Consider the following 21,330-nt stretch of genomic DNA (forward strand, 5'->3'; position numbering starts at 1 on the left):
CAAGGTGGTATTATTTTCTGTCTCTATCTTTTGTCTGCTGTAGTTCCTAAAATCCCCTCAACAGAATATAGGCTCCCCAAGCTTGGGCAGCGATCGCCACAATTGTAGACCATAGGGCATGGGGACTATTGACGATTTTGCCACTTTGTATTTTTACTTGCTGGATGTCAATCCATGGTGTGGCTCCCCGTCGTAACCAACCTGTAACTGTAACTTGTCTACCAATTAAGTCTTGGGGGTTGACAGCTTGTCCTAGCCAGGAAATATGATGCAGCTTAGTTAAACCTGTATTTGATTGGATAATTAAGTCTTGTGCTAAATAATTAGCAGTACCACGACGACCAAGAAGCTTACCGTTAATAGAAACTTTTGTACTATCAATGGGTAAGGCTAGGGGATGGGATAGGAGAGTGGGTAAAAGTTCTGCCTTTTGGCTTTGCTCTGGTAAAATTTCCGGGAAAAAGTGATTGATGCGAAGCAAAATACCAATACTGAAGCCAATTAAAACACAGCCATTCATGAAAGACCAATTATCGTAAATCCATTTCAGGTTGAGGATTTTGATAGCAAAGGCAAAGTTCCACCCGCACCAAATTAAGATAGCAAACAGGATGCCACAGGGTATGCCTAAAAGAGGAAATACTTGTAGCAAAAAAGATGATGTAATATTTTGTGTCGGCTGTGATTTCCCTAGATAGATTTCTGGCTCATGATGCCAATTCCGAGCAATTTTTGAGAGCCGATGCAGGCGATCGCCCATTAAAGGATGGGTATTATTAAATACTAACCACCAACGATAGTGGTTGAGATAGTCCCAGGAAAGATAGGATTCAAAGGTGGTATGGGGGATGATACTCCCCAGGGTGAGACTTTGCTGGTAGCCTACTGAATTGAGAATATTTAGGGTTTCTAGCTGCCAAGGGATTTGTTCTTGACGTTGAATATCCTCAGCAATCCCGATGCTGATTTTGAGTAAAGCACGGGCTAGGGCGTTAGGGTTGCCTGTGGTATCAGCTCCGACGCGATCGCCATAGTACAAGCGCAGTTGGGATAGCCAAATACTAGTACCTGTAAATACACACCAAACTAAATAAATTAAACTACCAAGTACACCTAGTAGCGATCGCCAAACTTTAGCCGAGGTGCGATCGCCCCAATCACAAACAGCTAGGTATAAGCGATAAATTGGTATGGTAATTACTAACAACAAGGACATAACAACCACATCTCTGTTGGCAATATGCCCTAGTTGGGTGGCATAGATAGTGGCAATTTCTTCCTCTGTAAGTTGCTCTAATAGCCCCTGACTAACGACGATGCGAGCATAACGGGGTAAATGTCCATAGGTAATGGCAAGGGGAACTGGAAGCGGTAAAACAGCCAATTTGGGAAACTGCCACCCTCGTTGTTGAGAATATCGTTGGAGAACCCTCACAGATTCTTTGCTATGGGTAGTCAGGGTTTCCTTGTCTAGGGTACGTTGTCCATAAAATTTGATGAACCACCTCTCCAATAACCAAGGAGAAAAAGTAGTTAATAGAAATAAAAATACCCAAATTAGGGAGCTAGGATTTTCAGAAAATAGGGGAATTGCTTCGACAAAGGGTAACTTCACCAAGAGATAATTAATACTACCCATCATCCCCATGACAAGTGTTCGCATCACCCAAAATAGGGCAATAAACGTGGCGATTGTCAATAGGTGTAACCAAATAATTCCTTTCTTTGACAAGGGTTGCCAGACTTTTGCCCTGCCAGAATTGCGCCAATGGATAGATTGAGGTTGTGTGGTTTCCGAGGTAATTTCTAAATCAGAATTATCAGAAGCAGATTGAGGTTGTGTAGTTTCCGGGGGAATTTCTAAATCAGAGTTATCAGAGGCAGAAGGAACCCTCGATTCTGGCAAGGGAACAAACCCTGTGGCAGCTTTTGCTATTGCCCCATCCTGATTTTGACGCTTTCTTAATTGTTTGAGAGAACGTTCTCCCCACTGTTTAACTTGAGAATCGGTACTTGCTGCGAGTTCTTGGGAGAGGGCGATCGCCTTTGCTATCTCCCCACTGCGGGAATAGGCAACCACTAAGCCAATTTTTGCTTGACTAGTGGCTTCACCCTTTAACACCACTGCTTCCAGGATATTTCGCGCTGTTTGATAATCACCCTGTTTAAGAGCGGCAATTCCTGCTGCTAAGGATGGTTCAAGATTTGAAGACATAGGTATTGCACCCTCCAATCTCTCTTAAAGTACCCAGATTTGTAAATCAGTTAACAGGGAATGGGGGATGGGTAATACCAATTCAAAATTCAAAATTATCCTTCTTGTGCAACAGATGAACCGACGGGAGCGATCGCGGTTAATTTTAACTCTGGATGATCGGACTCCAGTTGCTGACAGTTCCATTCATTACGGAACAATAGTACTGGTCTTCCCAAATTATCTTTGACAGTAGTTGTATTAAACAAGCGTCCGACTTTTTCTACTGCTTCCCAGCCACCTGCTACCCATCGCGCCACACTGTAGGGTAATAAATCCAATATAGTCTCCACACCATACTCATTTTGCAGGCGAAACTGTACTACTTCAAATTGTAATTGACCTACAGCTGCCAAAATGGGGTCGCGCTTTGCCTCATCTACGGAGTACATAATTTGCACGGCTCCTTCTTCCCGCAGTTCCGAGACTCCTTTCTGAAATTGCTTGAATTTGGAAGGGTTCGGGTTGCGAAGAACGGCAAATAATTCTGGAGAAAAGTAAGGAATACCCTCATATTCCAATTTTTGACCAGTATAAATTGTATCGCCAATGGCAAAGACTCCGGGGTTATTCAAACCAATCACATCCCCTGCATAGGCAACATCGATGGATTCTCGCTCCTGGGCAAAGAGTTTTTGGGGACGGGATAAACGTACACTTTTACCTGTACGGGCGTGGTTAACTGTCATGTCTTTTTCAAACTTACCCGTACAGACGCGAATAAATGCCACGCGATCGCGGTGCTTCGGATCCATATTGGCTTGTAATTTAAACACAAATCCGGAAAACTCTGGGTAAGTTGGGGCGACTTCTCCCACACTACTGCTGTGAACACCTGGTTTGAGAGCATATGCCAAGAAATACTTCAGGAATAATTCCACCCCGAAGTTAGTCATGGCACTACCGAAAAACACGGGTGTCATTTTACCTTGATGCACTAACTCTAAATCTAGCTCCGGTCCCACACCTTCGAGCAATTCTAGGTCATTTTTCAGCTGAAAATATAAATCCTGTTCTAGTAGTTCTTCTATTTGTGCATCACCCAAATTAACTACCGTATCTACAGCTTCCTTACTACCGTGAGCGCTGCGTTCAAACAGGTGAATTTGTTCCTCTTGGCGATCGTACACGCCTTTAAAGCGATCGCCCATCCCAATGGGCCAATTCACCGCATAGGTTTGTAAACCTAATTCCTGCTCAATTTCATCCAAAAGCTCCAGGGGTTCCCTTCCCGGACGATCCAGTTTATTCACAAAGGTGAAAATCGGGATACCTCGCAGCTTACACACCTCAAACAGTTTCCGTGTTTGTGGTTCCAAACCCTTGGCTACGTCAATTAACATGACTGCATTGTCGGCAGCAGCTAGAGTCCGGTAAGTATCTTCACTGAAATCTTGGTGCCCAGGCGTATCTAATAAGTTAATTTGGCAAGCTTGATAGGCAAACTGCAATACTGTTGAGGTAATAGAAATACCCCGTTGTTGCTCCATTGCCATCCAGTCAGATGTGGCTTTACGTTGTGCCCGTCGGGCTTTAACTGCCCCAGCTTCGTGAATTGCCCCTCCGTACAAAAGTAACTTTTCTGTCAGCGTGGTTTTACCTGCATCTGGGTGAGAGATAATTGCAAAGTTTCGCCGACGCTCCACTGCCTGAGAAATTTCCGACTCTAGTTCAATTGACATAATGCAATTTATTTGTTCGTTGCTTAACCTAACTTAAATTTTGCCAATTTTGGTAAGTCTTTTAATCTTAAGACAAGGATGCCCATGATAGGGTCGTATTATAGTCAATAACGTCAATAATTCATCCAATGGGAGATGATGATGTACGACCCGGATAAGCGTAAGCTATTATCTGCAATCTGCCATGGGGCAATTTTTTTCAGCACCACATTTGTATCTATTGGCATCCCCATTTTTATTCTGTTTGTAACGAATGATTCTGTTGTCAAAGAGAATGCTAAAGAAGCTATAAATTTTCACCTGAATGTCTGGTTTTATGGAATTATTATTGGCATACTCATTTGGTTGAGTTTCGGTTTGTTATTTCCCTTAGCAGGACTTGGTGTATTACTGCATTGGGGTTTGACAATCTGGGCGCTTTTCCATGTTTTGAGTGATACTGACAAACCATTTCGCTACCCGTTTATTTTCCGCTTGCTGTAATTGCCATTCTCTGTGATGATTTGGGGCAATCAAGGTTAAGTAGTTATTGTGTTCTAGTCGAAAGTTAGTCAGTCGTTGCTGACACCATAGTTGTGATTCAGATGGATTTACCATCAACTTGGTGACAAGCAGCATCCCCATCATCAAGAGTTCTTATTTACTGCTTTTTCTCTGGGATAAGCTTTGCTCTCGACATGAAATTAGCCAGTAGTGAACAGGAAATCAGGGATAGTTATTCGTTATGTGCCGATAACTGATTACTACTTAATTCTTTGATACAAGTAATCACTCAGCACCATCACTTGTCAAAGCTGAATTCTGGCTATGATTCTAATTCTTTTTTTTCCAGGGATGGGGATGCAAGATTACGTGTGATGATGGTTATAACTTGATTTCTTGCATCTCGAATTCGGGTGACAACCAGTCTGTAAAATACAAAATTGCCCTACAGCATCATTAGGCAGCAGGGCAGAAGAAGACAGTTAAGCGCTGCTTGTAGTCTGTCTGACCCTGGTTAGGTTTTCCCCCTAACTTGTGACGCTTTGTTTTTTGTCCATTTTTGTAATTGATAAAAATTTATGTTTCCTACCCATCGCCCTCGTCGTCTGCGTACCCATCCTCAATTACGTCGAATGGTACGTGAAACTGTGTTAACAACTAGTGATTTAATTTACCCTTTATTTGCCGTACCTGGTACGGGAATTGCTAAGGAAGTTAAGTCTATGCCAGGAGTTTATCAGCTCTCCATTGATAAAATTGTTGAAGAAGCAAAGGAAGTTTATGACTTAGGAATACCCGCCATTATTTTATTTGGTATTCCGACTGAGAAGGATGATGACGCAACTGGTGCTTGGCATGATTGTGGTATTGTGCAAAAAGCCACAGCCGCAGTAAAAGCAGCCGTTCCGGAATTAATTGTTATTAATGATACTTGTCTGTGCGAATATACCAGCCATGGGCATTGTGGTTATTTGCAAGTTGGTGATTTGACAGGTAGGGTGTTAAATGATCCAACCTTGGAATTATTGAAGAAAACAGCCGTATCTCAAGCTCAAGCAGGGGCTGATATTATTGCTCCATCCGGAATGATGGATGGTTTTGTGCAGGGAATTCGGGGTGCATTGGATGCTGCGGGCTTCCAGGATATACCGATTATGTCCTATGCTGCCAAGTATGCTTCTGCCTATTATGGTCCGTTTCGAGATGCCGCAGAGTCAACACCCCAGTTTGGCGATCGCCGCACCTATCAAATGGATCCAGGGAATGCACGGGAAGCAATCAAAGAAATTCAGCTAGATGTTGCCGAAGGAGCAGATATGCTCATGGTAAAACCTGCCTTGGCATATATGGATATTATTTGGCGTGTGAAAGAAGCTTCCAATTTACCAGTGGCTGCCTACAATGTTTCTGGTGAATATTCTATGGTGAAGGCTGCTGCTTTGAACGGTTGGATTGATGAGCAGCGAGTTGTGATGGAAACTCTGACTAGTTTTAAACGTTCTGGCGCTGACTTGATATTAACCTACCATGCGAAAGATGCGGCACGGTGGTTAGGGTAGTCTTGTCTATAGAGCGATAGAGCTACGCTCCGCTTAAAAGCGATAGAGCTACGCTCCGCTCAAGAGCGATAGAGCTACGCTCCGCTTAAAAGCGATCGCCTGATTTTTTATCTTGCTTGGCGATCGCCATACCCTATCACTCACAACTCATTACCCATTACTCGCTTGGCTTGATTACTAGTTCCACATCTTCTGAAATAGTTGCCAATACTGAGTAGAATATCTATGTTTTTTCCTCATATAATTCTTGATTTTCTGCTTGAGAATTAGTGAGAAAAAGGCAGTATCTTCAACTAAATATCTTCGCCACAATCTTTTTGGCTCACATAGGAGTCTAAATAGCCATTCTAACCCTACCTGACTCATCCATTTTGGCGCTCTTTGAATATTTCCTGCTTCAAAATCAATGGTTGCTCCTAAAGCCATAAATATCTTAATCCCTGGAAGTAAATCCTTATATTTAGCCAGCCACTTTTCTTGCTTAGGAGCGCCTACTCCGATGACTAAAACTGTTGCTTTTGAGCGATTAATCATGTTGATGATTTTTTGACATTCTTGGAAGTTATTTTCAAAACCAAAGGGTGGAGAATAGGAGGCGACTATTATATCTCTACCAACTTTTTGATTAATTTTGTTTTGTGCTGTCAGGGCAATTCCTTGCGCGGCGCCTAAAAGAAAAATTCTAATATCATGATTTTTCTGATGATATTGATAAAAAGCTGGAAATAAATCAGAACCAGATATTTTTTCTTGAAAAGGTGTCCCTAAAAACTTGGCAGCATATAAGATTAACTGACTATCACAAAGCTTATAATCACAAGTATTGTAAGCTTGTAAAAATTCTGAATCACTTTGAAGCTTAATTAGATGATCGACATTAGGCGTAAATATCATACCTGTTTCCAACTTTGCCAAAAGCTCCGTTAGTGACAAATTGTCAATATCTAAGTTTAAAATTCTGACTTTTCCCATGGTAGTGCTAAATAGCCTGAAAATACGTTGATAATTGATAATATTGACTAAACGTATCTAAAAAGAATAAAGAACAACAACAAATATTTGTATGTTATTCATTTCAAATATTGAAAAGCAAAAATTAAATTATTCTTTAGATAACAAAGACAATTCAAATCACACAGATACTAGTGAGGCTGTTGAGTATACTAATCAATTTTCTGTATGATTCCTCAAGGAAATAAGATGAACTTCACACTGATTAACAATGGCAAAAATTATAGATTTCATCCTTTAAAAAATCAATACTATTACGTATAAATTTCGCAAGAAAATAGCTTTGCAGTTGCAAAATGTGCTTCGTGCCTGCAAATTTTTATCTCACCAAATAAAATACGCTGGGTAAAATCCACACAGGTAATTTACCATAAATGAATCTTGTAGAATATAGACTTTATGTATTTTTTACTAAAATCATTCAACAACTCAGCATATATACAGCCAATACTACTTTCTGTATGAAAATTATGTGAATTATCTATATCGATACAGATATTTATTAAGATTTCTTATAGTTTTTGTTTGAATTTATTTTTATACCATAAAGTCAAGCTAAAAAAAGGCGATCGCCAAAGACGGAAACTCGCTTCTTATCTCCCTTTGGATAGATTTATCTCGTCTTTTCCAGACATCAAAATTCACCCTTTTCTACTATTATTCGTATAAAAAATCAAGTACTAGTACGACAATGTACTTTAAAGATAAGTAAATATGCTTTTTGTTGTCATCGGAAAATCTATTAATTCCTAGATAGATTTAATATATGAATCCATTCTCAAATATCGTTTAACTTTCCCTCCTGTCTCCAGTGCTTCCTAGAGACGGCTGATTGAGTGGGTTAATACTCCTTGTCGATGGCATTTTCCATAGATGCTTGGTATATATCTTTAAGCAAGAATATTTCCTCATCATGTCATCTGTCTTTTTCCAGATAAGTTTGCCAAAAAAGTCGGTAGCAAATGTTTACAATGCATTGCTATGTGAAGATGTAGAAAGGTTTTTTTTGGTGTTAAATGTTGAATGTCGCAAAAAAACGACAAACTTTCTATCTATTGACAGAATATTCTTTCAGGAGTGAATGTGAATACTATTATTCTTTCTAAAAAACTCTCTTACTGCCTCGGTTTAGCTGCTGTTGCCGTTCTCAGTGCTGATTTAACTGCTGTAGCACAAACTACTGAGACTCCACTGGGAGATGAAAATCCATCTCAGGTAAATGTAGTTTCTGTGGAAAATGCTAGTAAAAATACTCAAATCCCTGTTCCTGGAACAGTTACTACCTCTTCAGCCAATTTGCGACAAGAAAATTCAGTGAAAGAATTTCCCTCAGTCACCAATCCAAATCAAGTTGCACAAGCAGAAATAAATCCTGGGCGTTCAACCCGTGGTGGTTCTAGCTATCTCGGTGTTGCCGGTAATATCGGTTTAGGTGGGGATTCGGCTTTAGGTGATGGGAACTTTATGGTTCTGAGTAAAATTGGTTTAACACGAAGTATTTCTGTACGTCCCTCCGTCGTTTTTGGTGACGATACAGTATTTTTACTACCTGTCAGCTATGACTTTAATTTCCAATCTGTCAACGATCCATTTTCTGAACCACTACCGATCGCCCCTTACATCGGTGCTGGTGCTGCACTGAAAACAGGAGATGATTCACAAGTAGCCTTCCTGGTGTCAGGTGGTATTGATGTACCTCTGAATTCTCAATTTACAGCCACCGCAGCAGTCAATGCAGCATTCTTTGATAAGACAGATGTGGGTTTGGCGATCGGTATTGGCTATAACTTCTCTGGCTTTTAATAGTTCAGTTGACAGTTGCGGTCTTAAGTAATAAGTAATAAGTAATAAGTTTTATATCGTTTCTCATTCTAGTGAGGTATGTAAGAACTCCTCCCCAACCCTCCCCGAAATCGGGGAGGGTGCCCGATAGGGCGGGTGGGGTTGTATTTCATCTGATTGGGAAACGCTATATATCGCCACTCTTGCCAAAAAATAGAATCAAAAGAATGCGATTTTGAACTTTTCTTCCTAAAAGAGAGAGGCTTTAAACCTTTTTCTTCGGTCTCATTACTCGTTACTTATTACTTATGACTTATTTCGGGCTAACTTGATCAATCACCTTGATTTTGCCATCATCCCCTACAGTCCAAACATCATAAACGCCAACTACATCACCATTTTCATCGACATCAACGTTACCGCTTGCCCCTTGATAATCGATATCTTTACCTTCTTTAAGTAGCTTCAATCCTTCACAAACGTCACTGACTTCCGTCCCTGGAGCATTTGCAACTTCTCGAATTTTACTAGCAATCCCGACCCCAGTATTTTCTTTTGCTGCTTGAGCTGCCAGGGTTAGAAGTGCCGCAGCATCCCATGCTTGGGGTGAATACTCACCAGGGGTTGTACCTGGTTTCTTTTCTTTCCATAGCTTGTTAAATGCTTCTAAAGCTTTACCATTAGAACCGGGTACAGTACCGATCGCCCCAGTGATAATGTATTTCCCATCACTTCCCTTACCTACTTGTTCTGGGAAACTAGGAGATTTCACACCATCGGTGAGCATAATTTGTACACCTTTGGTTAAACCTTGGGTGTAAGCTGATTTCAAGAATAAGCTGCCAGTTTCCGCATATAATACGGCAATTACAGCTTCTGGTTTACCTGCGAAAGCTGCTGAAGCTTCAGTATCAAAAGTTTGCGCCTTGGGGTCGTAACGTACTGGCTTATCCTTATTAATAATAGTTCCACCCAGTTTTTCAAAGGCAGAGACAAAGGCTTTTTCAAAGCCCACACCATAATCATTGTTAATTACGACAGTGGAAACCCGCTTGAAACCTTTTTTCTTGGCTAATTGAGCTAAAGCCAGCGCTTGGTAAGTATCTGGAGGTGCGGTTCTTGCCCAAAAATTATTAGGGTTATTCTTTTTAAATTCGCCTTTTTGTGCTTGTTCGGTAAATTTGGGACTGGTACTACCAGGGGAGACTAGCATGACTTTGTTGGGTACGGCGATGGAAATTGCCGCGCTAGATACACTGCTCGCGAAGGAACCCACCACCCCAGCTACTTTATCCAGGGTAGCTAATTTTGTCATCCCGGCAGCTCCAGCTTTGGGGTCAGTTTGATCGTCTACTTCTGTTAAAGTAACTTTTTCACCATTCACACCACCACAAGCATTAACGTTCTCAACTAGTAGGGGAACAGAACCGACCATTTGTTGACCAACAGAAGCTAGATCTCCCGTTGATGGTAGTAAGCTACCAATTTTTAGTCCTTTGGCATCGCTAGGGGCAGGTGTGCTGTTAGCAGCAGGTGAGGTTGTTGCTGTATTATTATTCGTCTGTGTTGTTTCTTCGCAGGCAGCAGCCAAAAAGCCCGTTGCCATGGTTACCAACGCGAGGGCGATCGCGGTGTTTGTTTTTGCCATAATTTCCTTCACTCCTCAAAAATTCCTGACACCAGATTGAGATGAAATGGATTATCTCATCTGTGATGGCTTTAAAGGATAAATAATATCATCCCTATACGGAGTTGAAGAAAATACCCAAATACAAATTTATGTAAGATATTCTAATTTTTATCTCCAAAAACGGAGAGGGAGGGATTCGAACCCTCGGATGGACCTTACGATTCCATCAACAGATTAGCAATCTGCCGCTTTCGACCACTCAGCCACCTCTCCATGGTCACGAATAAGAATGTTAGCAGAAAATTTTGGCTGTGTCAAGAGTGCATATTCTGCAATCAAGTTGCCATGAATGGCAAAGTAACGAGTGCTGAGTCAGACAATTAAAATTAATGACATCCCGAAGTTGTGGAATCTCCGGTTTTACCCAGCACTCACTACTGGACATAGACATTACAAAACCTGCGATCGCAGCCAAGCCACAGGCAAACTGAGCATTTTTCGCCACTGGGGTACGTAAGCCCGTTGGCTAAATACATCATAGCCGTTGCTTTCGATGCGTTCCAGGATTTTACTGTAATGCATCAGGGCTGCCCAAACAGGGAGACGCGCATCGGGTGACAAATAACTAATGCCTTTTTCCGCTTGGCGGTAAAAGTGGCGAGTACGGGCGATTTGGAAGCGCATTAACTCACGCCAACGGTCATCGACTACACCTCTAAATAAATCTTGTTCAGTGTAGTTAAACCGTGCCATGTCTTCCAGGGGGATATAAACACGTCCCCTTCTAGAGTCTTCCCCGACATCCCGCAGAATGTTAGTGAGTTGACTAGCAATTCCTAGGGCGATCGCTTCTTCCGTGGGAATGTAGGGTTGTTGATGATAATTCCACGGGGAGCGATTTTGCTCAGTGTCTATCCCCATGACTGCTGTGGACATTAATCCTACTGTACCGGCGACACGGTAACAGTAGAGATATAATTCATCAAAGGTTTCGTAGCGGCTGCGGTATAAATCCATACGCTGACCGGCAATCATATCCCGAAAGGGCTGAATGTCTATGGGAAAGCGCTGGAGAGTATCCACTAACGCCACGTCTATGTCATCCACTGGCTGTCCCGCAAATAGGGTTTCTAATTGCTGCTCCCATTCATCAAGAGTTTCCGGGGTTGTCATTGCAGCGGCGGGACCATCAACGAGTTCATCTGTACGGCGACACCAAGCATAAATCGCCCAGATAGCTGGGCGTTTCGCCTGACTCATCAGCAAAGTACCCAGGTAAAAGGTTTTGGCATACTTGGCGGTGATTTGGCGACAAAGTTGATAGGACTCGTCTGGTGAGACCAGCTTTTTCATGCGTGGGGGGGAATCAGGCAGTTGCAGCATTCGTTGCAGGCGGTCGGGTTGGGGTTTCCAGGCGATCAGAATCGTTTACAGGCTGCGCTTGTGCTATCACCTGCGCTGTCAGCTTACCAGAAAGTACAGCTCCTTCCATACTCCCCAAATAGCGTTGCATGGTGTAACTACCTGCTAGATAAAAATTACTAATAGGGGTTTTTTGGCTGGGACGGTACTTTTGGCTACCTGCTACGGCTTTGTAAACTGAACGCGGCGTTTTTACTACACGAGTTTTCAACAATTGAGCGGGATTTTCTCCCCCAAAATGCTGTGGGAATAGTCTCTCTAGCTCAGCCATGGTTGCTTGAATAATTTCCGCATCGGATTTATCAATCCAATCTGCGGCTGGGGCGAGAACTAATTCCAACATCGATTTGTTGGGGTCAGCGTATCCTCGACAGGTGTTGCTCATATCAGCGTAAACGCTGAGTAGGGGCGATCGTGAAAATAACAGTTGGTCAATATCTGTAAGTTTACGGTCAAACCACAAATGCAAGTTTATCACCGCGACCCCTTCCAAACTTGCCATTTTTTGGAAAAATTCGATTTTTTTCCAGGGTTCGGGCATTAAAACCTTGGCGACATCTACAGAGGTGGCGCAAACGTAAGCATCGGCAGTGAGAATCTCTTCTGACGAGCCATTTAACCCCCGAAGGACAAAATGCTTCACTGTCCCGTCTTCGTTCAGCACAATCTCTTTTAGGGGCGCATTTAGGCGAACTTCTCCGCCTCGTTCGGTTATATGGTCAACGATGGGCTGACATAGACGTTCTGTTGGGGAACCATCTAAGAAAGCAATCTTAGAACCATAGCGCTCTTGCAAAAATCGATTTAAGGCTGTTAAGGGAACGGTGGCAGAAACATCTTCTGGGTTAATAAAAGTTAAAGCTTTGGAAGCAGCAATAAAAATATCACTGTTGACACGCTCATCCACTCCCTGAAGCTGTAACCACTCCAAAAGAGAGTATTTATCCATCTGCTCGACATAATTCTGACCGCGCACAACTGCTGGTAGCAAACCCACGGCAAAGCGGATTTTCTGCTCCCAGGTCAACATATCGTTGTTGCGAAGAATAGAAACTATCACATTCAGAGGAGCCGGAATATCCGGAACATCAAACCGCGAATAGGTTCCTGGCTTCTCTGGCTGATTAAAAATTAATGTATGCTCCTTCCACTGTAAGCGGTCTTCAATACCTAATTCTTTAAACAATTGGAGCATATTCGGATAAGCTCCAAAAAAGACGTGCAAACCCGTTTCGTACCAGTCGCCGTCCTCATCTTTCCAAGCTGCTACCAAACCTCCCAGAACATCCCGACTTTCCAGGACAATGGGTGTATAACCTGCATCTGAGAGATACTTGGCACAAGCAAGACCTGCTAAACCTGCTCCGGCGATCGCTACTCGCATGTAACTTTACTGCTCTTCAATATTTCTTAATCGTTTTGCCGTACTCATTATACGTTGCAATCTGTTACATTTGGTAATTTTTGGTTATTTGCTCAATTGCCAGGGTTAATGGTTAAGGAAGAAGGGGGTAGAACCATAACAGGTGATAAGAAGTTGTGACATCTGTATTATGGGAAGCACTAGTGATGATTTTGACATTGATTCTGCCTTGACTCCCATAAAAACTTGGACTTTGTCATACGCTTCCATGCTCAGGTGTCTTGAGGCAGCCGTGAGTCATAGTAAATAGGCTCTAGCTATTTCACAACCCTGTTCAACAGGCAAATAAAAATTTAGTTGACTCACTGTGAGTGAAATACCCAGTCTCAACTCGATAACCTGTAAATAGTCATTCACACTGTTATTGCCGGGTCTTCTGCTATACCAAAATAATCACAAAATTCTCTGGCACTTAAATTATTCTCTAACAAATATGTCTTTGGACAGAAGACAAAAATATGTTTTGCTTATGTATTGCTAATTGGCTGCAAATATGTATTTTTATCTAATTAAATTTGCGCGAATGTTGCTCGTGTTTTCCAAGGGCAAAAATTAAGGGTATGGCGGTGGAAATTTTCCTGAATGGAAAAAGCTTGTCTATCTCTTGTACTTCTATAAACACCACATTGACAATGGTATGTGGTGAAACATTTCTACCCAAAACCAGGTGGATTTTTTTGCATCCACAGTAGTTTTATTTTTTCTTGAGCATATTCTACCCCTACAGGCATTTGACCTACTTGTAGGTTCAAGAATATTTCGGTAATGGGTTCCTGAATTAACTCTCTTTGAATTATATAAGCAGTACCTAGAGTGGGATAAATCGTAAAGGATAGCTCTGAACATAATGTAAAAATTTTGACATATCTAGTCAGAGATTTTGCGCGAGGTGGAAAAATAGAGACAGTCTCTGAATAGTTGATTCTAAGAGATATTTTCTACATTATCTCCCGACTAAAATCACTGCTATGAGCAAATACACTTAGTTAGCTACTAGTATATTTTACTTCCATTAATGTACTCTTGATGTATCATAAAGCACTTGCTCGCGAAACGATATAAGTAATTAAACTGTTGTATATTTATCGATTTTTGCATATTTTCAGGACGATATTTTTCAGATTGATAAAAAATTTAAATTGGAAGAATACCGATTGTCGCCAATAGTATCTGAAACTTTTATGAAAGTTTTATTTGCTTATTTATTGGCTTCACGATAATATAATCCCTGCTGGGGATCATTCAGTAGTGTGCTTCTAACCGGGAAATATCTTGCCCATTTCGGGAAAGTTATGCGTCTAGATTTCAGTTTGGTTAAAGACTTGCTTTTTTCTTTGACAGGAAAAGATTTGCGCTGATGCCAGTGCGATTACCTGAACATTAAACTATTGCCATGCTATTTCTTGGACTAATTTGGTTTACATCCTGGGTTGGTGCTTTTTTCTCATTCAATCAGAGCTTACCGCCGCATCTATCTTCAGAAATGGATGAGATAAAAACAGCATCAGCTATGGATAAACTGGTGGGAAGACCACTAACAATTTGGATGCAGTCAAGGGAAGAAACAAGGGTTTTTCAGACAACTTTGATGCCATCACGTTTCTTGCGAATTGACTGGAGTAATTCATCTAAAACCTTAGGAAATCGATTCTCCAAAACACCTGAGCAGAAGAATCAGGGAATTAAAAATAATTTTTGTCATTCCCTAGAGGGAGTATTTGCAGATAATTCTGGGAGCAAAATTCGTCAGGGGGTATCCGTTGCTTCCTTAGTAGAGCCAACTTCCCGCAATCCAGAATTCTTGCCAAATAAAATTCTGCGATCGCTACAAAGCTTCTTTCGTTTTTCTGCTCCCCTAGAACCAAATTTAAGCAGTGCTTCATTACCAGTAGTCGTTGTCCATCGACAAACAGACAATTATGAAGTCTGGTTAAATAACAGCTTAGTTGCCAATTTACCTGATAAATTGCAGGCAAGGATGATGCAACAAAAGTTGACTCGATTGTTACAGTCATCTCATCTCAATCCTTGGCAACTACGACCGGCATTAGTGGACGGAATTCCGGCATTAATGGCAGGAAACCGTTTGTTATTGGCAGTAGAAAAAACCATTGCCCAAAAGCACAACCGTAGTGGGGATTTAATTGCCATCGAATGGGTAAATAATCTGCGAGCAGCGCTGAAAGTTCCTTCCTTATCTCTGGTGGAAGGGCAATCGCAAATGTATGGTTTACAACCTTCTCCTCAGAAAATGCATGGTTTAGCCTCCTGGTATGGTGGATACTTCCATGGCAGACAAACAGCTAACGGAGAAATTTACAATCAGGACGAGTTGACTGTTGCTCACAAATCTTTGCCATTTAATACTTTCTTGCAGGTGAAGAATTTAAAAACAGGTAAATCTGTGATTGTGCGAGTCAACGATCGCGGTCCTTATATTCCCCCACGTAGTTTAGACTTGTCACGGGTTGCTGCTCGTTGTATTCAAAGTGAAGTTGCAGGAGTTGTTCCCTATGAAGCAACTATCATGCAGGTAAATAGCCCCAAGTTGACTACCCAAGGCGCGAATTTATTGCTAAAGGGTCAAAAAGCGCCTCGAAAAATGGCGATCGCCTCTGATTTTTAAAACTTTCTGTGTCGATTTGGCGGTTCTATTTCTACACAGTTTGTTGATTGGTGACTTCTGGATACTCGTCATCGACAGAAGTGCGAACGAAAAACATACAACCACCACGGGTTTCGGGGGCGTGGATTGAACTTGGGGTAGAAAGGATATAATCACCTTTGCCGTAGACTTCCTCCCCAATTACCAAGTCACCCTCTAACATGAAAATTTCTTCTACTCCTGCATGACGGTGGAGAGGATACCGCACACCTGCCTCAGCACGCAGCAAGCAAGTAACCTCACGGCGCACCGGGTCAAAATTTAGTCTCGCAATCATGACTCCTGGTATGCGGTGGGGTTTCCAGTTTAATTCTGTTGAGCGCTTGTAGATAGGTAGGTTTATGTCTGGGGTTGGGGTTTGTGGTTGAGGTGTTGCAATCCCAATTCTGGCAAACAGTCTATCTTTCAAATTATCTGCCATTGGCACTGGTGGAGCAGTATAGGCGATCGCCGCTACAGCTGCCTGCAATTCTGACATTTCGTCACCTAACTCCGGTAATTCACTGATTTGCTCTGTCACGAAATTAGATTCTTCTTCACCTAGAAGATTCAGAGCATAAAGTGGAGCCAATTCACAAAAACATTTATCTTCAGCACGCACAAGCGTTTTCTCCTAGAGGCTACCATCTCCGAGCGATTTATTTTGATGCTTTCAGACTCTACCAGATAGAGTTCAAAGCTAGGGATAATTACAAAGTTCCCCGACTATTTTCTGGAACAATAATTTTAGATGCCAGCTTCTACTGAGAATCATAGATATATATGGTAGCGTACTTAGTTCGATTTGGGCAGCAACAGTACTTTCATGATGCAGTCAGTTAAATCCCATGACTTTTACCAATTACCCAATGACGGCGGAAAAATCTTGCGAGGTTTGGTTCTTCTAAGGATAAAAAAATTGGTCGCCCATGGGGACAGGTGTGGGGGTTGCGGGTGCGTTGCCAATCATCAAGTATTTTCTGCATTTCTTCCAGAGTCAGGGGTGTACCATTACGAATTGCACTACGACAGGCAACGGCTACCTGGGCTGTTTGTAAGTCCCCACCTAAGCTTAATTCTAGAATGGCATCAGCAATGTCTGAGCGTGATTGGAGGATGGTGGGAATAGTGCGAATTGCCCACATTTGCTCACCAAAGGTTTCTATATCTAAGCCAATAGTTTGTAATTGAGTAATCTGTCTTGGTTGGAGTTGGTAAAGGATAATTGGTGGTTCCACAGGGATAATTTGCCAGTTATCGCACAGTTGTTCATACAATACCCGTTCGTGGGCAATATGTTGTTCAACTAACCACATTCCCCCAGGATGTTCGGCAACAATGTAGGTATTGTTAATTTGTGCTACTGCTTTGAGAAAATTTTGGTTGTGGGGTGCAGAGTTAGCTTGATAATTCCCTGTTGATTCTGCGGCTTTGATTAACTTACTCACGCGAGTGGTTTGGACTGTTTCCGGAATCGTGTCAGAGTTGAGATTTAGCGCTTGGTTGATTCCTTGGGTGATTTGTTCTTGCCATTGACTTAAGTTGTTGAGGTAGATTTCATTTTTGGCAGGGTTGCGGTTCCAGTTGATTTGTTCGGGAGATAGGTGTAAATGCAGACAGCAAACAGGAAAGCGATCGCGCGGTAAGGTGCGATGGAAAGCGCCGAGTATTGTCTGTTCAATTTCCGTTGATTTGATGATTCTGCCATTCATGGCAACTCGCAACCAGTCGGGACGATGACGATGGCAACGATCAGGTAAACCGACGGCAAGATATAGGGATGAAGGGGCAGGATGGGATAATTGCAATTCCAATTCCTGCAAGTCTCCGGGGCGAATTTGCTGAAGCATTTGTGGTAACAATTTGCCCATAGTCGTGGTGGGAGAAATCGTAAACCATTGCCGATCATCTTGCCATACCTGCCAAGCAATATGGGGATGACACAAGGCTATTTGCTGGATAGTTGCCTGCACAGCCTTCATTTGTTGTGAGAAGGTGGGCAAACCTTGACGACGGGCAGTACAGTTACCGAAAAGGTTAGAGACTGTGACAATAGTTCCAGGGGCGATCGCTGTGGCTTCAACGTGTAAAGCTTCTCCTCCATAACCATAAATAACTCGCCAGCCGATATCGCCTAGGTGTGAACGGCTACATATTTCCACATCTGCTAAAGTTGTGAGGCTATGTAAGGCTTCCCCACGAAACCCTAAACTCGTGATTTTCCACAGGTCATCACTGTTGCGAATTTTACTAGTGCTGTGTGCCTTGGCAGCAAAGTGTAAGTCATCTATATCCATTCCCCGACCATTATCAGTGACTCGCACTTGCCAATTTTGGGGAGAAACCGTAACAACGATACGAGTCGCACCAGCATCTAGGGAATTTTCCACTAATTCTCGCACCACAGATGCAAAGGAATCAATGACTTCTCCGGCTGTGATTAAATATACAACTTCTGTTGGTAAAACTTGAATCGTTGCTACCATAAAACAGTCTCAAAGCCAGTTGGGATAATCCACTAAGCTTCAATATAATGTATGGGCGATCGCCAGGACAAATACTTGTATTAATTCCTGAGAAACCCGACTTTCGCAAAAGCCGTGGTTCTCAAAACCAGCATTTCTGGTACTTATTTACGCCTGATGTGAATTAGAAACGCCTCTTATACCAATTCTCTAAAATTAGGCTACAGATGGAATCTACGGAACCATTGCTAAATCTAGATTTTTTAATTGCGTTAGCGTTAGCTCTCCCGCAGGGAGCATTGCGAATTGGTATTATCCTATAAGGTTTTCAAGGCTTAATTCACTACTGATTACTCATTATTTCTCTTTAAATGTCCACACACCATCATCCCAGTCATTATCGGAAGGTGGTGTTTGTAACCAGTGATGGCAACGCTTGATATGCATTTGTGCCGCCAAATCCTGACGATCAATGTCTAACACCTTGGCAAATTCAGCTTTTGCTCGCTCAAAATCCTGAGTTAAGTAAAAATGTCTACCTTGGTGGTAATGTTCAATCAGGGAGATTTGCTCACCGGGAACTGTATCAGTACGTAAACCGATGAGTTCGTAAATTGCCACCGGTTCGTTTCTACCTTTGACGCGAATGTAATCTAATTCCCTCGCCCAGACGTGATTTTCACAGGGCTGATAGGTTTTATCGCTGATAATAATGTCACAGCCATACTGTTTACTGACACTTTCTAAGCGAGAGCCTAAATTCACTCCGTCACCAATGGCAGTAAATTCCATGCGTTTACTAGAGCCAATATTACCGCTAATGACCACATCGGAATTGATACCAATCCCAATATTGATGCGGGGTTTATTCAGAGCATGACGACGGGTGTTAAATTCGTACAGACGTTGACGCATTTCTAAGGATGTTTGTACTGCCATCCAAGCGTGTTCGTCTAATGGTAGGGGAGAACCATAGACAGCCATGATGGCATCACCGATATATTTATCTAGGGTTCCTTTGTATTTGAATACTGCTTCCACCATGGATTCAAAGTATTCATTGAGCATACTTACTACTTCTTCCGCTTCCAGATTTTCTGTCAAAGTAGTGTAGCCACGAATATCTGAGAAGAGAATCGATACTTCCTTGCGATCGCCACCTAATTTTGCATCGTCGAGTTTGAGTAACTCCTCAGCTAATTCTTGAGTCATGTAACGATACATGGTACTCTTGAGCCGCTTTTCATCGCTGATGTCATCCATCACCACCAATGCACCACGAACTTGCTCTTGGTCAGCAGCATCGGCAATGGTATTAATGGATAGGTTAATACTATGCTCTTCTTCCACTGTAGATATCAGGGTTCTATCTGGGTAGTATTGTTCTCTGTATTTCACATCAGCAGTATTCAGAGAATTTTCACACCACTTACTAAAGTCTCCCTCTTTAATCCGGATAACTTCGCTAATTAATTGTCCTTCTAAACGGGAATCTGTATCCAAACCTAGTAAGCGTTTAGCACTTTCGTTTGCCGCAATGATTTGCCCTGTCTTGTCTGTGGAAATTACCCCATTGGAGAGACTACGGAGAATATCTCTTTGCATTTGTTCCTGTTGTTTCACCGTGGCAAACAACTTGGCATTTTGTAATGCTACCCCAGCTTGAATATTAAAAGCTTCCATGAATTCTTCATCATTGCGGTCAAAACTTGCCTGGAAGCATTCGGGAGCTTGGGGCCAATGGGCAGGGTTATAGGGAGGAAATTCCCCGGTTTTCTTTTTATTTACCAATTGGGTGACTCCAATTAGCTCCTGATCGGCATTAAACACGGGCATACACAGTAAGCTACAGGTACGGTAGCCATTTTGTTGATCCATCTGTTTTGCCGTACCAGAATCGGGATGTTCGTAAAGGTCAAAGGGAATATTCAATGTTTTCCCAGAGGCAGCAACTTTTCCAGCAAAACCAATACCAACTGGGACTCGCAGTTCCTTTGTTGAACCATTATCCTGGGTGATTTTTGTCCATAATTCCTGGCGATCGCTATCGATTAACCATAGGGTACTGCGATCGGCGTTCATCAATTCCTTTGCCTCATCCATCACCCGTTTTAGAGTATCTTCTAGGTCAAGACTACTTTGAGACAGGGATTTGATGGCTTTCATCATTGCCGCAGCTGCTCTTTGTTTTTGTGTTGCCACATAAAAAGAACGTGAGGACTCTAAAATTAACCGGATAGAGGGCGCAAACTCTTGAAAAAGTTGTTCATCAGCACTTGTAAATCCGCGAATATCGATGCGCTCGACTAAGGATTGTCGCTGGTTAGTATGTTTGAGTTTGTTGAGCATCTGAACTACAGCAACTAACTGTCCCTGCTCATTGAGCAATGGCATAGCAAGCATGGTGTAGGTACGGTATCCTGTACGTTTTTCCTGCTCTTGGGCAAAGCGCGATCGCGGATCGTTATAAAAATCAAAGGGAATATTTACTACTTTCTTATCACTGGCAACTTCCCCAGCAATCCCTTTATTCGCAGGGATACGGATTTCTAAGGAACGCCCCCCCTCTCCCTCAGCTAAAATTGACCAGAGTTCTTGTTTTTCTTCGTCTAGTAAAAAAATAGTTGTCCGGTCTGCTCCCAGTAATTCCCCGGTTTTCAGGGTAATTGACTGTAACATTTCTTGCAAGATAGTCTCAAATCCCTGGGAGTCCAACATGGACAGAGTTTGATTGACAATCTGTAATTTCTGTTCTACATCTTTAACGACTTGTTTAAAAGTATCCTGGGTCAAAGGAGCCAGAAAAGTTGAAATTGTACCTTTTTGTTTGGCTAGAGCACCGACAGGAGACGCACTTTGTGGCAAGTCGCGGTTTTCTGGTTGGCGAACACCGACGATTAAATCGGCTGCTTCACCGCAACTAGTTTGATGGACTGACATAACTGGCTTTTGATATAGGAGTAGGTTTTAACTGT

The 21,330-nt window shown here is 42.2% G+C and carries 15 protein-coding genes and 1 tRNA gene; 4 read left to right on the plus strand and 12 right to left on the minus strand.

All coding sequences use genetic code 11. The annotated features are described in order from the left end of the window. Positions 1–46 precede the first annotated feature (46 nt). On the minus strand, positions 47–2,215 hold the full coding sequence (locus tag IJ00_RS15370; protein ID WP_035154360.1) for a zinc metalloprotease HtpX: 2,169 nt from the start codon (positions 2,213–2,215) through the stop codon (positions 47–49). A 95-nt stretch (positions 2,216–2,310) separates the two neighbouring features. Beyond that, entirely contained in the window at positions 2,311–3,936 is a 1,626-nt protein-coding gene (gene prfC, locus IJ00_RS15375; RefSeq protein WP_035154362.1) for a peptide chain release factor 3, read from the minus strand. Between the two features lie 141 nt (positions 3,937–4,077). Here prfC and IJ00_RS15380 point away from each other — a divergent pair, with 141 nt between their 5' ends. Beyond that, positions 4,078–4,419 carry a DUF4870 domain-containing protein gene (locus IJ00_RS15380; protein WP_035154364.1) on the plus strand — a complete coding sequence of 114 codons (342 nt, stop codon included), beginning with the start codon at positions 4,078–4,080 and terminating at the stop codon, positions 4,417–4,419. Here IJ00_RS15380 and IJ00_RS29100 read toward each other — a convergent pair. Further along, complete coding sequence (locus IJ00_RS29100; RefSeq protein ID WP_168163392.1) at positions 4,324–4,563, minus strand: hypothetical protein; 240 nt, start codon at positions 4,561–4,563, stop codon at positions 4,324–4,326. The genes IJ00_RS15380 and IJ00_RS29100 overlap by 96 nt on opposite strands. A gap of 434 nt (positions 4,564–4,997) precedes the next feature. Here IJ00_RS29100 and hemB point away from each other — a divergent pair, with 434 nt between their 5' ends. Continuing rightward, positions 4,998–5,978 carry a porphobilinogen synthase gene (gene hemB, locus IJ00_RS15385; RefSeq protein WP_035154365.1) on the plus strand — a complete coding sequence of 327 codons (981 nt, stop codon included), beginning with the start codon at positions 4,998–5,000 and terminating at the stop codon, positions 5,976–5,978. 177 nt (positions 5,979–6,155) lie between these two features. On the opposite strand, the gene IJ00_RS15390 is transcribed toward hemB, so the two are convergent. Further along, complete coding sequence (locus IJ00_RS15390) at positions 6,156–6,950, minus strand: WecB/TagA/CpsF family glycosyltransferase (protein ID WP_035154367.1); 795 nt, start codon at positions 6,948–6,950, stop codon at positions 6,156–6,158. 1,122 nt (positions 6,951–8,072) lie between these two features. On the opposite strand from IJ00_RS15390, the gene IJ00_RS15395 reads away from it, so the two are divergent. Then, entirely contained in the window at positions 8,073–8,792 is a 720-nt protein-coding gene (locus tag IJ00_RS15395; RefSeq protein ID WP_035154368.1) for a hypothetical protein, read from the plus strand. A 292-nt stretch (positions 8,793–9,084) separates the two neighbouring features. Here IJ00_RS15395 and IJ00_RS15400 read toward each other — a convergent pair whose 3' ends face one another. From IJ00_RS15400 to IJ00_RS30180, 5 genes are all read right to left on the minus strand, one after another. Then, positions 9,085–10,419: an ABC transporter substrate-binding protein gene (locus tag IJ00_RS15400; protein WP_035154369.1), complete on the minus strand. Its 1,335-nt coding sequence runs from the start codon at positions 10,417–10,419 to the stop codon at positions 9,085–9,087. 163 nt (positions 10,420–10,582) lie between these two features. After that, positions 10,583–10,674, minus strand: a tRNA-Ser gene (locus IJ00_RS15405). 177 nt (positions 10,675–10,851) lie between these two features. Next, entirely contained in the window at positions 10,852–11,784 is a 933-nt protein-coding gene (gene crtB / locus IJ00_RS15410) for a 15-cis-phytoene synthase CrtB (RefSeq protein ID WP_035154371.1), read from the minus strand. Then, positions 11,768–13,207, minus strand: coding sequence for a 15-cis-phytoene desaturase (gene pds, locus IJ00_RS15415; protein ID WP_035154373.1), 1,440 nt, complete (start codon positions 13,205–13,207; stop codon positions 11,768–11,770). The genes crtB and pds overlap by 17 nt, the downstream gene beginning before the upstream one ends. A 692-nt stretch (positions 13,208–13,899) precedes the next feature. Further along, positions 13,900–14,181: a PhzF family phenazine biosynthesis protein gene (locus tag IJ00_RS30180; protein WP_082127337.1), complete on the minus strand. Its 282-nt coding sequence runs from the start codon at positions 14,179–14,181 to the stop codon at positions 13,900–13,902. A gap of 575 nt (positions 14,182–14,756) precedes the next feature. On the opposite strand from IJ00_RS30180, the gene IJ00_RS15420 reads away from it, so the two are divergent. Beyond that, positions 14,757–15,872 carry a septal ring lytic transglycosylase RlpA family protein gene (locus IJ00_RS15420; protein ID WP_371259597.1) on the plus strand — a complete coding sequence of 372 codons (1,116 nt, stop codon included), beginning with the start codon at positions 14,757–14,759 and terminating at the stop codon, positions 15,870–15,872. A 31-nt stretch (positions 15,873–15,903) separates the two neighbouring features. Here IJ00_RS15420 and IJ00_RS15425 read toward each other — a convergent pair whose 3' ends face one another. The 3 genes from IJ00_RS15425 to IJ00_RS15435 all read right to left on the minus strand — a co-directional run bounded on the left by IJ00_RS15425 (position 15,904) and on the right by IJ00_RS15435 (position 21,295). After that, on the minus strand, positions 15,904–16,512 hold the full coding sequence (locus IJ00_RS15425) for a cupin domain-containing protein (RefSeq protein WP_035154376.1): 609 nt from the start codon (positions 16,510–16,512) through the stop codon (positions 15,904–15,906). 217 nt (positions 16,513–16,729) lie between these two features. Beyond that, on the minus strand, positions 16,730–18,376 hold the full coding sequence (gene mutL, locus IJ00_RS15430; protein WP_035154377.1) for a DNA mismatch repair endonuclease MutL: 1,647 nt from the start codon (positions 18,374–18,376) through the stop codon (positions 16,730–16,732). 336 nt (positions 18,377–18,712) lie between these two features. Then, positions 18,713–21,295, minus strand: a complete 2,583-nt coding sequence (locus IJ00_RS15435) for an adenylate/guanylate cyclase domain-containing protein (RefSeq protein ID WP_035154378.1) — start codon at positions 21,293–21,295, stop codon at positions 18,713–18,715. Positions 21,296–21,330: the final 35 nt, after the last annotated feature.

The sequence above is a fragment of the Calothrix sp. 336/3 genome (genome assembly GCF_000734895.2).
GTDB lineage: Bacteria > Cyanobacteriota > Cyanobacteriia > Cyanobacteriales > Nostocaceae > 336-3.

What these genes read in the sequence shown, in the direction of transcription:
- IJ00_RS15370 (WP_035154360.1), bottom strand. Translation starts at nt 2,215, where the DNA reads ATGTCTTCAAATCTTGAACCATCCTTAGCAGCAGGAATTGCCGCTCTT.
- prfC (WP_035154362.1), bottom strand. Translation starts at nt 3,936, where the DNA reads ATGTCAATTGAACTAGAGTCGGAAATTTCTCAGGCAGTGGAGCGTCGG.
- IJ00_RS15380 (WP_035154364.1), top strand. Translation starts at nt 4,078, where the DNA reads ATGTACGACCCGGATAAGCGTAAGCTATTATCTGCAATCTGCCATGGG.
- IJ00_RS29100 (WP_168163392.1), bottom strand. Translation starts at nt 4,563, where the DNA reads ATGATGGGGATGCTGCTTGTCACCAAGTTGATGGTAAATCCATCTGAA.
- hemB (WP_035154365.1), top strand. Translation starts at nt 4,998, where the DNA reads ATGTTTCCTACCCATCGCCCTCGTCGTCTGCGTACCCATCCTCAATTA.
- IJ00_RS15390 (WP_035154367.1), bottom strand. Translation starts at nt 6,950, where the DNA reads ATGGGAAAAGTCAGAATTTTAAACTTAGATATTGACAATTTGTCACTA.
- IJ00_RS15400 (WP_035154369.1), bottom strand. Translation starts at nt 10,419, where the DNA reads ATGGCAAAAACAAACACCGCGATCGCCCTCGCGTTGGTAACCATGGCA.
- crtB (WP_035154371.1), bottom strand. Translation starts at nt 11,784, where the DNA reads ATGCTGCAACTGCCTGATTCCCCCCCACGCATGAAAAAGCTGGTCTCA.
- pds (WP_035154373.1), bottom strand. Translation starts at nt 13,207, where the DNA reads ATGCGAGTAGCGATCGCCGGAGCAGGTTTAGCAGGTCTTGCTTGTGCC.
- IJ00_RS15420 (WP_371259597.1), top strand. Translation starts at nt 14,757, where the DNA reads ATGGATAAACTGGTGGGAAGACCACTAACAATTTGGATGCAGTCAAGG.
- mutL (WP_035154377.1), bottom strand. Translation starts at nt 18,376, where the DNA reads ATGGTAGCAACGATTCAAGTTTTACCAACAGAAGTTGTATATTTAATC.
- IJ00_RS15435 (WP_035154378.1), bottom strand. Translation starts at nt 21,295, where the DNA reads ATGTCAGTCCATCAAACTAGTTGCGGTGAAGCAGCCGATTTAATCGTC.